Annotated in this window: 13 protein-coding genes; 5 read left to right on the forward strand and 8 right to left on the reverse strand. The window is 59.6% G+C overall.

All coding sequences use genetic code 11. The features are described from left to right. The first annotated feature begins 62 nt into the window (after positions 1-62). Positions 63-623, forward strand: a complete 561-nt coding sequence (locus TRESADRAFT_RS02445; protein WP_002702507.1) for a TIGR01440 family protein — start codon at positions 63-65, stop codon at positions 621-623. A gap of 80 nt (positions 624-703) precedes the next feature. Here the strand turns inward: TRESADRAFT_RS02445 and TRESADRAFT_RS02450 are convergent, their stop codons facing one another. From TRESADRAFT_RS02450 to panB, 7 genes are all read right to left on the reverse strand, one after another. Further along, the gene (locus tag TRESADRAFT_RS02450; protein WP_040842164.1) at positions 704-1,177 is read right to left on the reverse strand and encodes an arginine repressor; all 474 of its coding nucleotides are present in this window, start codon (positions 1,175-1,177) and stop codon (positions 704-706) included. A gap of 72 nt (positions 1,178-1,249) precedes the next feature. Further along, on the reverse strand, positions 1,250-3,862 hold the full coding sequence (locus TRESADRAFT_RS02455) for an endonuclease MutS2 (protein WP_002702509.1): 2,613 nt from the start codon (positions 3,860-3,862) through the stop codon (positions 1,250-1,252). Between the two features lie 48 nt (positions 3,863-3,910). Beyond that, positions 3,911-4,894, reverse strand: a complete 984-nt coding sequence (gene rsgA / locus TRESADRAFT_RS02460) for a ribosome small subunit-dependent GTPase A (RefSeq protein ID WP_002702510.1) — start codon at positions 4,892-4,894, stop codon at positions 3,911-3,913. 75 nt (positions 4,895-4,969) lie between these two features. Continuing rightward, the gene (gene panD / locus TRESADRAFT_RS02465; RefSeq protein ID WP_002702512.1) at positions 4,970-5,356 is read right to left on the reverse strand and encodes an aspartate 1-decarboxylase; all 387 of its coding nucleotides are present in this window, start codon (positions 5,354-5,356) and stop codon (positions 4,970-4,972) included. A gap of 39 nt (positions 5,357-5,395) precedes the next feature. Beyond that, the gene (locus TRESADRAFT_RS02470) at positions 5,396-6,166 is read right to left on the reverse strand and encodes a type III pantothenate kinase (RefSeq protein WP_002702514.1); all 771 of its coding nucleotides are present in this window, start codon (positions 6,164-6,166) and stop codon (positions 5,396-5,398) included. A 19-nt stretch (positions 6,167-6,185) separates the two neighbouring features. Continuing rightward, a complete protein-coding gene (gene panC, locus TRESADRAFT_RS02475; RefSeq protein WP_002702516.1) occupies positions 6,186-6,941 on the reverse strand; it encodes a pantoate--beta-alanine ligase in 756 nt (251 codons plus the stop codon). A gap of 29 nt (positions 6,942-6,970) precedes the next feature. Further along, complete coding sequence (panB, locus tag TRESADRAFT_RS02480; RefSeq protein ID WP_002702517.1) at positions 6,971-7,753, reverse strand: 3-methyl-2-oxobutanoate hydroxymethyltransferase; 783 nt, start codon at positions 7,751-7,753, stop codon at positions 6,971-6,973. A 295-nt stretch (positions 7,754-8,048) separates the two neighbouring features. On the opposite strand from panB, the gene deoC reads away from it, so the two are divergent. Beyond that, positions 8,049-8,744 carry a deoxyribose-phosphate aldolase gene (deoC, locus tag TRESADRAFT_RS02490; protein WP_002702518.1) on the forward strand — a complete coding sequence of 232 codons (696 nt, stop codon included), beginning with the start codon at positions 8,049-8,051 and terminating at the stop codon, positions 8,742-8,744. A gap of 80 nt (positions 8,745-8,824) precedes the next feature. Here deoC and TRESADRAFT_RS02495 read toward each other — a convergent pair whose 3' ends face one another. Continuing rightward, complete coding sequence (locus TRESADRAFT_RS02495; RefSeq protein WP_002702519.1) at positions 8,825-9,778, reverse strand: MBL fold metallo-hydrolase; 954 nt, start codon at positions 9,776-9,778, stop codon at positions 8,825-8,827. Between the two features lie 149 nt (positions 9,779-9,927). On the opposite strand from TRESADRAFT_RS02495, the gene TRESADRAFT_RS14870 reads away from it, so the two are divergent. The 3 genes from TRESADRAFT_RS14870 to TRESADRAFT_RS02510 are packed head-to-tail and all read left to right on the forward strand — an operon-like array spanning position 9,928 to position 14,116. Further along, positions 9,928-10,647, forward strand: a complete 720-nt coding sequence (locus tag TRESADRAFT_RS14870; RefSeq protein WP_159100020.1) for a precorrin-2 C(20)-methyltransferase — start codon at positions 9,928-9,930, stop codon at positions 10,645-10,647. 36 nt (positions 10,648-10,683) lie between these two features. Next, on the forward strand, positions 10,684-11,970 hold the full coding sequence (locus TRESADRAFT_RS02505; protein ID WP_002702521.1) for a bifunctional cobalt-precorrin-7 (C(5))-methyltransferase/cobalt-precorrin-6B (C(15))-methyltransferase: 1,287 nt from the start codon (positions 10,684-10,686) through the stop codon (positions 11,968-11,970). Between the two features lie 10 nt (positions 11,971-11,980). Further along, positions 11,981-14,116, forward strand: a complete 2,136-nt coding sequence (locus TRESADRAFT_RS02510; protein ID WP_002702522.1) for a PP2C family protein-serine/threonine phosphatase — start codon at positions 11,981-11,983, stop codon at positions 14,114-14,116. The last annotated feature ends 50 nt before the right edge of the window (positions 14,117-14,166 follow it).

Genomic DNA, 14,166 nt, shown 5'->3' on the forward strand with positions numbered 1-14,166 from the left:
GTTTTATGAATTGACAGCCGCGCCCGTCGGAACGAGAATAGAGTCCTTTTTAGGGGGATTTCATGGATTGCGATTCACATGTCGATTTTGGGCGCGTGTCCGCCGACGTCGCGGGCATAATAACGCAGATGCTCGACGAGCATCCGCTCAAGGCTGGTTCCGTTTTCGTCATCGGCTGCTCGTCAAGCGAGATTGTCGGCGGGACGATAGGACACGACTCGAGCGAGGAGGCGGGGCGGCGTGTTTTTGAGGCTGCCCGCGACGTCCTTTCCGCCAGGGGGATTTTCCTTGCCTGCCAGTGCTGCGAGCACCTGAACAGATGCCTCGTCGTCGAGGAGAAGTGCGCGGAGAAATACGGCCTCGACGAGGTTTCCGTCGTTCCATGGGCGCACGGGGGCGGCTCCCTCGCGACTGCCGCCTGGAACGGCTTCGAAAATCCGGTCGTCGTCGAGCATATCCGGGCGTCCGCCGGAATCGATATCGGCGGAACACTCATCGGGATGCACCTCAAGGAAGTCGCGGTGCCGTTCCGCCCGAAGATTTCCGCGGTGGGAAAGGCGAGCGTCTCCGCGGCGTACACCCGTCCCAAGCTCGTGGGCGGGGTGCGCGCCCGGTACAAGTAGCGGCGCCGCTGTCTTTTTGATGCCTGCGTCCGCAGAAAACGCCGGCTGCAGGCTTTCGATGCGGGCAGCCGGCAGCTTTCTCATTCCTCGTCCAAGTCGGGAATCTTCCGCTTGAGCTTCTCCATGAAGTCCTTGCCCGAGACGCCCTTTTTGAGGCACGCGAATATGCAGTTCTCACCGGCTATCGTCCCGAGAATCTCGTCGAAGTTGAACGCGTCGAGCGCGTTCGAGACAGCGTCCGCATGTCCGCCGAACGTCTTTATGACGACAATCGGCTCGTTCCAGTCGATTGAGACGTAGCCGCGCAGGAAATCCTGCACGAATATGTCGTCGTTCTCAAGCCGCTCGTCGTCGCCCGGCAGCGTGTACACGTACCCGTCGTTCCCGTCCGAGATTTTGCCGACCTTGAGAAGCTTTAGGTCGCGCGAGAGCGTTGCCTGCGTCACGTCGAACCCGTCCTTTATCAGGTGCGACAGAAGCTCGTCCTGGCTTTCTATCCTGTTGTTCCGTATGACTTTGCGTATCGTCTTCAATCGTTCCGAGCGGTCTTTCATCGTTTGTTTGCCCCTGAATTGCATTTTTATGCAAAATTATGAATAAAAATGCAATCCGTGTCAAATTCGCCCTCACATCATCTCGACATACGTCTTTCCGAACCCGCCGTCCTCCGCCTTCGCGTAGCTGAAGCTCTTCACGCCGGGGTAGTGCGACAGGAAGTCGTGGACGGCCTGCCGCAGGACGCCCGTGCCGTTTCCGTGTATGACGCTGAAATTCTTGAAATCCTTGAGCGTGCACAGGTCGAGCTGCCGCTGGAGCGCCTTTATCGCGTCCTCCGCCCTCATCCCTAAAAGCCGCAGCTCGAATTTCGGGGCGTTGTCCTCCTTCACGAAAATCGCGTTCTCGCCCGACTCGCCGGCAAGCTCCACGGAGAAGTCCGCCTTCGCCGTTATGTTCGGCGCGCCGAGCGGGATAAGCTCCTTTTCCTTCGCCTGCATCCTTAGCGTCCCGAACTGCACGAGCCACACGCCCGGTTTCTCCTTCCTGACGAGCGTTCCTCGCATCCTTGACGAGCGGGAGAGAACCTCGGAGCCCTCCTCGAACGTTTTCGGGGGTTCCGCCTTGCCCGCGTTTTTCTTTGGGGCGAGCGCGGCGGCTTCTTCGTCCGTGAACGTCCTTCTCGCGGTGGCGAGCGCCTCCCTGTTCGACGTGCGCTTCTTCGTCTTCTTCGACGCCTGGGATTTCGACTCCGCCTGCTTCATTATCCGGAATCCGTTCTCGGAGATGTCGAACCGCTGCTCCTGCTCGATTCTCCTGTCGAGCTCCGCCTGCGCCTCGTCGATGCGCTGCGATTCCGCCTCGATTTCATCCGCCCCGGACTCGATTTCCTCCGTCAGCTCGTCGATGAACGCGCGCACCTTGAGGTTCTTCTCGCGCGTGATTTCTCCCTCGCGGATTTCCCTGACGAGGTTCTCGAGGCGGCTCCTAGTCTCGCGTATGAACGCCGACTCGTCACGCGACTCCCGCACGCGAATCTCGTTCTCGTGCCGCCTGAGGCTGATTTCCTTCTGCTCTATCCTGAAAATCCGCTCGCGCGTCTCCTTCTCCGCCTGCCTGAGCTCCTTCTCGATTCGCGCGGCCTCCGCGTGCTTTTCCGTGAGCCCGCGGATGAGCGTCGAGACGTCCGCCTGCTGGTTCGTGATGTACGATTTCGCCTTTTTTACGGTGTCGGCAGGAAGCCCCGAGCGCCGCGCGATGTCGAGCGCGTGGCTTTCTCCGGGAACGCCCATGAGGAGCCGGTACGTCGGGGCGAGCGTTCCCGCGTCGAATTCCGCGGACGCGTTTACGCACGACTCGTTCGTGTATCCGTAATTCTTGAGGATTCCGTGGTGCGTGGTGACGAGGACGAACGATTTTTTCTCTATCAGCGCGTCGAGCGTCGCCATCGCGATTGCGCCGCCTTCCTGAGGGTCCGTTCCGCTTCCGAGCTCGTCGAGGAGCACGAGGGAGCGGCTGTCCGCGTGCTTCACCGCCGCGGCGATGTTCCTCATGTGCGCGCTGAACGTGGAGAGCGACTCGTCAATCGACTGCTCGTCCCCGATGTCCGCGAAAATCGAGTCGAACACGGGAAGCCGCGTCCCATCCGCCGCCGGGACGGGGAACGCCGACTGGTTCATCATCGAAAGAAGCGCGAACGTCTTTATCGTGACGGTTTTTCCGCCCGTGTTCGGCCCGGTGACGATGAGGACGCTTTTTCCCTTGAGGAACGTTATGTCGATGGGAACCGCCTTCTCCCCCAGAAGCGGGTGCCGCGCCTGCACCAACGCCGCCGCCTCGTCCTCCGAGACGTCCTGAGCGAAGACGCAGCCGTGCTCGGCTCCCCATTTTGCCGCCGCCTGCGCCGTGTCCATCTCCGAAAGAAGCTTGAGCGCCCATGAAAGCTGCTCGCAATGTGGGCGGAGCGTCGCGGTGAGCTCCGCGAGAATCCGTCTCGTCTCCTCGGCAAGGTGGAATTCCTCCTGCATGAGCTCGTTGTTCTTCCTGACGACTTCCTCCGGCTCTATGTACATCGTCTGCCCCGAGCCCGATACCTCGTGCACGATTCCCGGAACCTTCAGGCGCTGGCTCGATTTCACGGCGAGGACCTGCCTGTCCGCGCGGAATGCCGGCACGTTCGATTCGAGGACCGTGTTCATCGCGGGGTCGGACGTGTAGCGTTTGAGCGCGGACTGTATCTCCGCCGTTATGGACGCGATTTTGTTCCTGATTTCCCTTATCGACGGGAGGTCCTTTATGTTGCCGTCCCTGTCGATTATCCTCGATATTTCCGCCGTCGTCGCCGAAAGCTCCGAGTAGGGGAGCTTCTCCGCCATATCGGAAAGCTCCTTCATGGCGATTTCCTTCGACGCGGTTTTTATGGAGCCGTATGCGTGCAGCGCCGCGTCGGCGAATTCCCTGAGCGAGCGCATCTGCCCGAGGCTGAGCACGGAGCCTTCCGCCTTGAGCATCTTCATGAAGGGCGCGATTTCCCCCCATCCCGGAAGGACGGCCGGGCTTTTCGAGCGCAGCGAGCGCTGCCATTGCATCCCGAGCTTCTTCAGCCCGTCGAGCTTGTCCTTCCTCGCCGACGTGAACGGCTCCCGCCTGTCGATGAGTCCCTTTCCCTCCGCGCTCACGCATTTCGACGCAATCTCGTCCCGTATCCGGTAGAACGCGAGGTCTTCCAGTGTCTTCCTGTGCATTTTCCTTCCCTAAAAAAACTGAGGTGTGCGGACAGTCAAAATCTCCCGTCAGTCGTCCCAGGAGCCTGTCTCTATCTCTTCCTTTATGGTGCGCCAGCTTTCGAATCGCTCGCCGCTTATCGTCCCGCTCTCGACCGCGTCCTGAATCGCGCAGCCCGGCTCGTTCTCGTGCGAGCAGCTCATCCCGAAGCGGCATTTTCCGAGAAAATTCCTGAATTCGCGGAAGTAGAGCGCGAGGTCGGCCGCCGCAATCGAGTCGAGGCAGAACCGCCTGACGCCCGGCGTGTCGATTATCGACGCGTACACGTTCGGAAGCCCGTTCACGAGCGATTCGTTGAGGTGGATGTGCATGAGGCTTCCCTTCGTCGTCGTGTGCGTTCCCTTGCCGTACTTCTGCGAGAGGCTCCCCGTCTTGAGGACGCACGTGCTGTCGAGGACGTTGACGAGCGACGACTTTCCGATTCCCGACTGGCCGACCAGCGCGCTGAGCTTTCCCGTCACGAGCTCGGCAAGCTCCGGAATCCCCTCTCCGCTTTTCGCGCTGACCCTGAGAACTTTGTATCCTATGTCCTCCCAAATCTGCAGCCGCCTCTGGAATTCCGGGTTCTGAGATTCGGGAAGGTCGTATTTGTTGACGAGTATTATCGGGGTGAGGTTCTGGTGCTCCGCCTGCGCGAGTTCCCTGTCTATGAATTTCGGGCGGAACGGAGGCTCTTCCGGCGTCGTCACGAGTATGACGTAATCGAGGTTCGCCGCAAGAAGCTGCGGCGCGCGCCCTTTCACGTTCCATCTGACGAACTCGTTCCTTCTCGGCACGAGGGCTGTTATCAGTCCTTTGCGGCTTTCGCTGTCTTCTATCTCAATCTCGACCCTGTCGCCCGGTGCGAGCGGATTGTAGTATTTCGTGTCGAGCTTGAGCCTCTTGCTTTTGAACGAGCAGGGGCGTATCAGCGGGTTGCCGTCGCCGTCATCGCATTCTATCTCGAACGTGTTGTTGCTGCCGTTCAGAACGGTTCCTTGTAGTTGAATCATATCCGACCATTTTACAGTTAAAGGCTCGAAGTTGTCATCAATCGCGGGGAAAATCCGCTCGCCGACGGATGCTTTTCAGCCGGAAACTTTCGTTCCCGCGGCGATTGCCTTCCTTCCTGCTTCCTTTATCGTGTTGTTGTCGCCGAGAAGGACGACGTTCGGGAGCCATTTGTCCGCCTCGCTTTCCTCGATGTGCGTGAACGTGACGATGATTATCCTGTCGCCGACCTGCGCCATCCGCGCCGCCGCCCCGTTCAGGCAGATTTCGCCCTTGCGCCCGGGGATTATGTACGTCGAGAACCGCGCCCCGTTGTTGATGTTGTATATGTCCACCTTCTGGTAGGCGTGCATCTCCGCCGCCGCGAGCAGCTCCGTGTCTATCGATATTGAGCCCTCGTAGTCGAGCATCGCCGCCGTGACTGTCGCCCTGTGCAGCTTCGATTTCAGTACTTCAATCTGCATTCTGTTTTCCTCCGAAAAAAAATCTCGTTTTGTTCCGCGCTATCTGTTCATCTCGAGCGCCGTCTTCACGCCGGAGAGCACGAGCTCGGGGACGATTTCGTCGAAAAGCCCGTAGTCGTCGAACGTCCGCGCGAAACCTCCCGTCCCGACGATGAACGGCTTCTCGCCGCCGAAAATCTGCCGCTCGTAATGGCCGCAGATTTCCCGCACGGCGCCGGCGTTCCCGTAGAATATTCCCGACTGTATCGCCTCGATTGTCGACTGCCCGCAAATGCGCGCTGGCCGGACAATCTCGACGGACGGGAGCTTCGCCGTTCCCGACGCGAGCGCCTGCACCGATATTTTCAGCCCGGGGAGAATCGCCCCGCCTAGGTACTCCTTGTTGCCGGTCACGACGTCGATTGTCGTCGCCGTCCCCATGTCGATGACGATGAGGTTCCTTCCCGGATGGCGCGTGACGGCCCCTATCGCGGCGGCAATCCTGTCCGCGCCGATTTCCTTCGGGTTCGCGTAGCGGATTTTCAGCCCGGTCTTTATTCCCGACTGTATGAACAGCGGCTCGAGCGCGAAATATTTCTTGACCGCGCTCGAAAGCGAGTAGTTTATCGGCGGGACGACGGAGCAGCAGCACGCGTCCTTTATTTTTCCCGCGTCGATTCCGTTATCCCGCAGCACCGTGCGCAGGAATATTCCGATTTCGTCGGATGTCGAATTCTTGTTCGTCGTCTGCCTGAACTGCAGCACGAGCCTGTCCCCGTCGAAAACGCCTCCCGTCACGGTGGAATTTCCGACGTCGAGTGTCAGTATCATCGTCCCTCCGTCCCGCGAATCAAAGCGGGATGTTGTCTATAAGGCGCACGCCCTCGAGGAACGCGGCGACGAAAAGCCTTCCGCGCCTTTCCTCAAGGTAGTCGACGGTGAAGCCCGCTTCCGAAAGCGACTTCTTCTTCTCCTCTATCGTCCCGCTTCCCGCGAGAATCTCGTGGAGGCGCGGCGCAATCCTGATTCCGTCGGCGCTGAGCTTCCTGTTCCGCGACGATATGGCAAGCCCGTTTTCCTCGCGCACGATGGGGCAGGGGACAATCTCCACGTCCATGAAGAACGCGCTGACCATTCCCTTGAGGAGCTGGAGCTGCTGGAAATCCTTCTCGCCGAAATACGCGCGCGTCGGGCGCACGATGTTGAGGAGCTTCATCACGACGGTGAGCACGCCGTCGAAATGTCCGGGGCGTGTCGCGCCGCAAAGGACGTGCGAGAAATCCGTCTCGGTGAGCTTGTATGTGTATCCGTCCGGGTACATCACGTCGTACGTCGGCGCGAAGAGGTAGTCGATTCCGACGCTTTCGAGAAGCTTCACGTCGTCGTCGAAATTCGCCGGGTACGTCTCGAGGTCCTTCTTGTCGTTGAACTGCGTCGGGTTGAGGTATACGCTCGCGATCGCGATGTCGTTCTCCGCGCGGTTGCGTTCCATGAGCGAGCGGTGGCCGGCATGGAGCCCGCCCATCGTCGGCACGAATCCGACCGTCTTCCCCTCGTTCTCCGCACGTATCTTTTTCAGCTCCTGTGCTGTCCGTATGATTTTCATGTTTGTGCCCTCCTGAAAAATTGGTTCCGTTATTTCGATATGAATTCCGCGCTCGGGAAGTTCCCGCAGGCGACTTCCGCGGCGTAGCTGTTGAGCGCGCCCCGCATGAGCGACAGCCCGTCCATGTACTGCTTGACGAATTTCGGCTTGAATCCGCTCATGCCGAGCATGTCCTGCAGGACGAGGACCTGCCCGTCGCATCCGCATCCCGCGCCGATGCCGATTGTGGCGACCGAGAGCGACGATGTTATGTCGGAGGCGACTGCCTGCGGTATGCATTCCATGAGGACTGAGAAGCAGCCGATTTCCTGCGCGAGAAGGGCCTCCTCCTTGATTTTCGCCGCGGCCTCCTCCGTCTTGCCCTGCATCTTGTGCCCGCCGAACGCCTGGTAGAACTGCGGCGTCAGCCCGAGGTGCGCCATTACGGGGATTCCCGACATGACGAGATGGCGGAGGACGTCCTCCTGCCCGAACACGCCCTCAATCTTCACGGCGTTCGCGCCCGCCTGGAGGAGCTTTCCCGCGCATTCCGTCGCGTGTTCGATGCCGCGCCTCGTCGAGAGGAACGGCATGTCGGCGAGGATGAATTTCCCCGTGCCGTTCCTGACGGAGCGCGTGTGCTCCGCCATCCATTCTATCGTCGCGGGAATCGTCGTCTGCTCCCCGTGCATGACCATGGAGCAGCTGTCCCCGATGAGTATCGTGTCGATGTCCGTTCCGTCGATGATTTTTGCGAACGTGCTGTCGTAGCACGTCACCATTGAGATTTTGCGCCCTTCCTTTTTGCGTGCGCCGAAATCGAGGATTGTCATAGTACCTGTCCTTCCTGAATCAAGTCTTTTTTTCCGCCCGTTTTCCCTCGGACGCCTTTCCCGGAATCAAAGCCCCGACGGGGTCTCTGTTCCTCTTTTCCTGAAGGCGTCGTCTGTGCGGGATTTTCCGGAGCGGGGCTGTATTGTACAACTTTTGCAAATGATTGAAAACAATTGAACGCTCCGCATCCGCTGACGGGAAAAAATCGGTTTCTTCCTTTTTTTCGATTCCGCGCCGTTGCCACAAAAGCCGAGATGTCGTAGTGTATCGGGAAACTTTTTTTGGAGAATCGAAATGACAAAGAATGAGATTGCAGGAATCATCGACCACACGAACCTTTCAGCGTGCGCCGTCGAGTCCGACATCGAGAAGCTCTGCGCGGAGGCTGCCGAGCACAAATTCTGCTCCGTATGCGTGAACCCGTCGTTCGTCCAGTTCGCGGCTGAGAAGCTCGCGGGAACTGGCGTCAAGGTCTGCACCGTAATCGGGTTCCCGCTCGGCGCGGACACCGTGGACAACAAGGCGGCGTCCGCGGCCGTCGCCGTCGATGAGGGCGCGGACGAAATCGACATGGTGCAGAACCTCGCGCTCGTCAAGCAGGGAAAGTGGGACGAGCTTGAGGACGAGATTCGCGCGGTCGTCGATGCGTCGAAGTCCGTCGAGAACCGCGAGCCGGCCCTCGTCAAGGTAATCCTTGAGACGTGCTACCTTTCCGACGAGGAGATTGTCCGCTCGTGCGAGTGCGCCGAGAAGGCCGGCGCCGATTTCGTCAAGACTTCCACCGGCTTCGCGATTCTGAAGGGCGCTGACGGGAAGCTTCTCCCGAACGGAGCCACGGTCCACGCGGTCTCCCTCATGGCGAAGACCGTCGGGAAGCGGCTCGGCGTGAAGGCGAGCGGCGGCGTCCACAACTACGAGGAGGCCTGCGCGATGGTCGAGGCCGGAGCCACGAGGATTGGAGCCTCTGCCGGAATCGCAATCGTAAGCTGATTGTTTTTCCTTCTTTTGTTTTTGCGGATGTCCATTCGGGGATGTCCGCTTTTTTTTGTCCCCGAGCGGAAGCCCGGCCGTCATCCGTTCTGGCGCGTCCTTTTCCAGAACATCCTGTTCTCCCTGATTTCGTAATCGGCTCTTCCCTCGTCGCGGAGGGCGGAAAGGTACGAGCGGATTGTGCTTCCGATGAGGACGAACTGCGCCGCCTTGAGCGTTATGCCGTTCCTGTCGGCGACTTCCTTCAGTATCTCCTCCGCGGTTTTCGGCGTCCTTATTATGTCGAGGATGAGGTTCTCCGTCTCGAGGACGGCGATGAGGTTCAGCTCGGAAAGCCCCTCTATGTCGTTCACGAGCTGGCCGTGCGACGGGACGTAGAAATCGGCGTCGATTGACGGGAGCCGGGAGAGCGTCTCCTTCGTCCCCGCCTCGTCGAGAAGGTATTGAATCCAGTATTTCCTGATGACGTTCCTCCCCGAAATAGCGTCGCCCATGAAGAGCGTTTTCTTTCCGTCGGTGTCCGTCACGAGGAACCCGAGCTGCCGTATGTAGTGCCCCCCGAGCGGAATAGGCTCGACTGCGATGAATTTCCCGTTTCCGGCATGTATCAGCTCCGCCTTTCCCTCCTCGAGGATTTTCGACGCGCGGCTTTTCCTCGCGATGAAGTACCTTGTCTGAAGCTCCTTTACGGCCGTTCCTCCCCAGATGATGTTCATCTCGATGTCGGGGTTCTCGAGGAGGGCGTCCGTTCCCTTTCCCGCCCAAATTTCGCATCCGGTCTCCTCCATGAGCCGTGCGTTCCCGCCGCAGTGGTCGGCGTGCGCGTGCGTGTTGAGCGCGGCGGCAATCCTGAATCCGGGAAAGCGCTCCTTGAGGAAGTCGATTATCCGCTGCACCGACTCGTCGTCGTTCGCGGTGTCGATGAGATAGAGGCGTTTTTCCTCCTCCGCCGAGATTATTCCTATGTTCGTCGGGTATTTTATATAGAAGACGTGCTTTGAGAGCTGCACAAGCGATTCGTTCGATAGCGTCATGGCGACAGTTTATAATCGAAAACTGAAAATTGAAAGTGAAAGCGCGCGTATTAGGTGGTATAATGGATTTGCCCGCTTTTTCGCGGGGTATCCTTTTTTGGAGGAATCGCTGCGCGTCCTCTTTGCGCGGCATGTTTTTTTCGGAATCTATGAGTGGAACATTTTACGCTGTCAGTACCGGTCCTGCCGGTGCCGATTTCATTACGCTGGGCGCGGTCCGCGTCCTCGGGAGGTGCCCGACCATATTCTATCCCGTAACCGGCTCCGGCGAGGGAAAGCACATCGCGTTCGACTGCGTATGCGAGGCGGTCGACGTGTCCGGGAAGGAGTGCGTCGGCGTCAGGTTCTCCATGTCGGGCGACAAGGCGAGGACTGATGCCGAATACGGGGCGTTCGCTTCCCGTGCCGCAGAATACCTTGAGAAAGGTGATGTCGCGTTCGTGTCGATAGGCGACGTCTCGATTTATTCCACTGCCGCAAGAATCGCAAAAATTGTCGGGCAGATGGGGTTCCGCGTCGAATTCGTCGCGGGCGTGCCGTCTTTTTGCGCGGCGGCATGCTCGTGCGCGCTCGACATGGCTCCGGGGCTCGGCGACGAAATCAGGATAATTCCCGGGGACGCGTGCTACCGCTCGGGCGCGCTCGGCGACGTGCTTTCGTCACCGGGGACGAAGATTTTCATGAAATCCCCGCGCCATCTTGGGGAAATCGTCTCCGAGGTGGTTTCCCGCGGACTTTCAGGCTCGGCCCATCTCGTGCAGGGTGCCGGCGGGGCGGACGAGCGGATATTGACCGGAGACGCGCTCGCTGAGGCCGGCGCGGATGTTTTCGGGAACGCGTACATGAGCGTGCTTGTCGTCGGCGTCTGACGGCGGACGTTTTTAGGGGAATAAGGCGGGGGTCGTATGAAGCAATGTTTTTTGGTCGGCGTCGGCATGGGTGCGTTTTCGTGCATGACGCTTGAGGCGGTGAAGCGGATAGAGAACGCTTCCGTTGTCGCGGGCGCGGAGCGTGTCCTTGAGGTCGTCGGCGAGGATTTGGTGAACGGCGAGTGGTTCTGCTCCTACAATTCCGAGGAAATCGCGGAGAAATTCGAGTCGTTCATTTCGCTTCCGGAAAACGCGGGGCGGACGTGCTGCGCGGTTTTCTCCGGCGACAGCGGCTTCTATTCCGGCGCGGGGCGTCTCCGGGAAATTCTCGTCGGGAAGGGCTGGAACGTGGAGCTCGTTCCTGGGCTGACGTCCGCTCAGGTCCTCGCGTCAAGGCTCGGGCGCGACTGGCACGAGTGGGAGCTCGTGTCGGCTCACGGCGTCGACTGCGAGATTCCCGCCGTCCTCCATCCCGTTTCCCGCGGCAAGCCGGTCTTCCTCCTTACGGGCGGCCGCGTCACCGCGAAATCCGTGGTTGATTACCTTCTCGACAGGGAGCTCCTCGCCGTCGTCACGGTCGCGGACAGGCTGAGCTATTGCGACGAGCGGATTGTCACGTTCGACATGAGGAGCGTGGAAAGCGACGCTTTCGTTCGCGATTACGAGTCGCTCTCGTCGATGGGGCTTTCCGTCGTCCTCGTGGAGGGAATCCCTGCCGGTGATTTCGAGGTTCCGCGCGGCTCGGGGGCGCTTCCCGACGATGCGTTCGTCCGCTCGCAGTCGAAAAGCGCGGGGAAGGGCGTCCCCATGTCGAAGCGCGCGGTGCGCTCCCTTGCGCTTTCCCTCCTTTCCGTGCGCGACGGCGATGTCGTCTGGGATGTCGGGGCGGGGACTGGCGCGGTCAGCATCGATTTGGCGCGCTGTGCCGGATGCTCGGTCTATTCCGTGGAGAAGAAGGAAAACGCCGTTGCGCTCCTCCGCGAGAACAGGGCAAAATTCTGCGCGCTGAACATGGAAATCGTCGAGGGTAAGGCTCCCGCCGCGCTTGAGCAGCTTCCGCTCCCCGATGCCGTTTTCGTTGGCGGAAGCGACGGGAACCTCGTCGAGATTGCCGAGGCTGTGTTCGGGAAGAATCCGCTTGCGCGCGTAGTCGTGGCGTGCGCGACCCCGGAGACGCTTTCCGAGTGCGTCACGTATGCCGGCAGGTACAAGCGCGAATTCGAGGTCGTGCAGGTTTCCGTGGCGGAATCCGCGCGCGCGGGGAAAGTCCACCTGATGAAGGCCGAGAATCCCGTCTGCCTCGTCACTCTGATGGGGAGGTGATTCAGCCCTTATGAGCAGTTCCGGACGGTTCGGTGGCAAAATTCTCATCATGGCGCTTCTCTCGCTGCTGACGTTTGGGCTGATGTCGTGCAGGTTCGGCTCTTCGACGCGGATTTACCTTAACGACAGAATAAGCTGGGCACGGACGGACGCGCACAGCAACGTCTATTCCGCGGCGTTCGCGGAATTCAAGGAGTTGCGTAAGGCGCGGGAGAGCCACAAGCGCTGCTTCGAGCCGCTTGTCGGGCGTGACGGCGCGTTCATTTGGCTGAAGATGGAATTCACTGTCCCGGAGATGCTCCGCTACAAAAGCCTCGGGCTCGTGATTCCATACCTGCATTTCTCCGACAAGGTTTGGCTCAACAACGTGTACGTCGGCGGCTACGGCGAGTTCCCCCCGAATGAGAAGAGCTCGCTTTTCCAGTCGCACCTCTATTATTTCCCGAACTCGATGATACGGCAGGAGGGCGTGAACACGATTCTCGTCAAGGTCTGGGTGCACGGGCGCGGGGACATCTCCGATTTCGTTTTCGTCGACGAGTACGACAGCGCGTCCCGCACGTCCGACATGATAACGTTCTGGAACGTCAGGATGTACATCATGTTTTCCGGGGGCATGCTCTGCGCGTTCATCCTGTATCTCCTTATGTACATCGGGCGGCGCAACGAGAAGGACAACCTGTCGTTCAGCCTCCTGAACCTTTCGACGGTCTGCTTCCTGCTTCCGTTCTGCGCCTCCGACGTGCCGATTTACGACATGGAATTCGTCTCGTATTTCCTTTTCACAAAGCTCGCGCTCTGCATAAGCTTCTTCTTCGTCGTCACGTTCGCCTCCCTTTTCATGATGCAGTACCTGCGCGTGAGGATTTCCCCGCTGGTGCGGTTCGCAATGCCCGTCCTGCTGCTGACCGCCTCGGGCGCCTGCCTTTTTGCCCCGGACTACAATTTCCTCATGCGACTTACGATTCCGTGCCTCGTGATGATGGCGTTCCAGCTCGGGTTCGGGATTCGCGAGGTCGTGCGGGCGTTTTTCGGGGCGGACGCGCAGGCGCGCACCTCGGCGCGTATCCTCGCCGTCGGCTTCCTCCCGACCATATGCACGATTCTCGCCGACTTCATACTCCGCGACATACTTATGTTCACCGCGCAGCCCTACATATCGATATTCGGCTGGCAGGTCTCGCTCTTCGTCTTCATCATGATACTCACCGTGCGCTACAACAGGGTCTACCGGCGCAACGAGATTCTCTCCTTCAACCTCGACACGGAGGTCAGGGCGAAGACGAAGCGGCTCTCCGAGGCGAACGAGCGGCTTGAGCTTGAGATGAGGCGGAGCAACGTCGACCTTGAGATGGCGTCGATAGTGCAGAAGAAATTCTTTCCCCTTCCTGAGGTCTCGTTCCTCGGCTGGGACGTGGCGATTGCGTACGAGGCGGCTGCGAAAGTCTCGGGCGACCTTTTCGATTATTACCACGAGGGGAGGACTCTTCGGGGAATGTCGCTTTTCGACGTCTCCGGGCACGGAATCGCGGCGAGCCTCATAACGATGCTCTCGAAGCACATCGTCTACGAGTCGTTCCGGGACAGCAACGAAAAGGCGCGCTCCATCTCCACGGCGCTCTACCGCGTGAACGAGCAGATAATCGAGGCGAAGGGCGACATCGAGAACTACCTGACGGGGCTTCTGATACGCTTCACCGGGCCTGACGAGAACGGGACGTGCGGTGTCGAGATGGCGAACGCGGGCCATCCTCATCCGATTCTGTTCCGGGCCGCCACGTCCTCCGTCTGCGAGATTGTCCACGACGAGGGACAGTTCCAGTACGGCGCTATCGGAATCCGCGACATCGACGTCTCCTTTCCCGAAATCCGATTTCAGATGGAGGAGGGCGACGTCTTCGTCTGCTTCACGGACGGGCTGACGGAGGCGATGAACGAATTCCGCGACCAGTTCGGCAAGGAGCGCGTGATGGAGATTCTGCGCGCATCAGGCGGGAAGGACGCCAAGGCGATTCTCGACGACCTCGTCTCCTCGCTTTTCGGCTTCATCGGAGAGGTTCCGCGCGACGACGACATGACGATAATCGTCCTCAGACGGACGGGGATTCAGGACGACGGCGCCGAGGAGCTTCTTGAGGAGCTTTGACGGGGCGGAATCAGCCTTTATGTTCGCTTCGATTTTCGGCATACTCTTTC

It is taken from the genome of Treponema saccharophilum DSM 2985 (genome assembly GCF_000255555.1).
GTDB lineage: Bacteria > Spirochaetota > Spirochaetia > Treponematales > Treponemataceae > Treponema_D > Treponema_D saccharophilum.

Excerpts from the sequence above, each read along its gene's own strand:
- TRESADRAFT_RS02445 (WP_002702507.1), top strand. The coding sequence starts at position 63 with ATGGATTGCGATTCACATGTCGATTTTGGGCGCGTGTCCGCCGACGTC.
- TRESADRAFT_RS02450 (WP_040842164.1), bottom strand. The coding sequence starts at position 1,177 with ATGAAAGACCGCTCGGAACGATTGAAGACGATACGCAAAGTCATACGG.
- TRESADRAFT_RS02455 (WP_002702509.1), bottom strand. The coding sequence starts at position 3,862 with ATGCACAGGAAGACACTGGAAGACCTCGCGTTCTACCGGATACGGGAC.
- rsgA (WP_002702510.1), bottom strand. The coding sequence starts at position 4,894 with ATGATTCAACTACAAGGAACCGTTCTGAACGGCAGCAACAACACGTTC.
- panD (WP_002702512.1), bottom strand. The coding sequence starts at position 5,356 with ATGCAGATTGAAGTACTGAAATCGAAGCTGCACAGGGCGACAGTCACG.
- TRESADRAFT_RS02470 (WP_002702514.1), bottom strand. The coding sequence starts at position 6,166 with ATGATACTGACACTCGACGTCGGAAATTCCACCGTGACGGGAGGCGTT.
- panC (WP_002702516.1), bottom strand. The coding sequence starts at position 6,941 with ATGAAAATCATACGGACAGCACAGGAGCTGAAAAAGATACGTGCGGAG.
- panB (WP_002702517.1), bottom strand. The coding sequence starts at position 7,753 with ATGACAATCCTCGATTTCGGCGCACGCAAAAAGGAAGGGCGCAAAATC.
- deoC (WP_002702518.1), top strand. The coding sequence starts at position 8,049 with ATGACAAAGAATGAGATTGCAGGAATCATCGACCACACGAACCTTTCA.
- TRESADRAFT_RS02495 (WP_002702519.1), bottom strand. The coding sequence starts at position 9,778 with ATGACGCTATCGAACGAATCGCTTGTGCAGCTCTCAAAGCACGTCTTC.
- TRESADRAFT_RS14870 (WP_159100020.1), top strand. The coding sequence starts at position 9,928 with ATGAGTGGAACATTTTACGCTGTCAGTACCGGTCCTGCCGGTGCCGAT.
- TRESADRAFT_RS02505 (WP_002702521.1), top strand. The coding sequence starts at position 10,684 with ATGAAGCAATGTTTTTTGGTCGGCGTCGGCATGGGTGCGTTTTCGTGC.
- TRESADRAFT_RS02510 (WP_002702522.1), top strand. The coding sequence starts at position 11,981 with ATGAGCAGTTCCGGACGGTTCGGTGGCAAAATTCTCATCATGGCGCTT.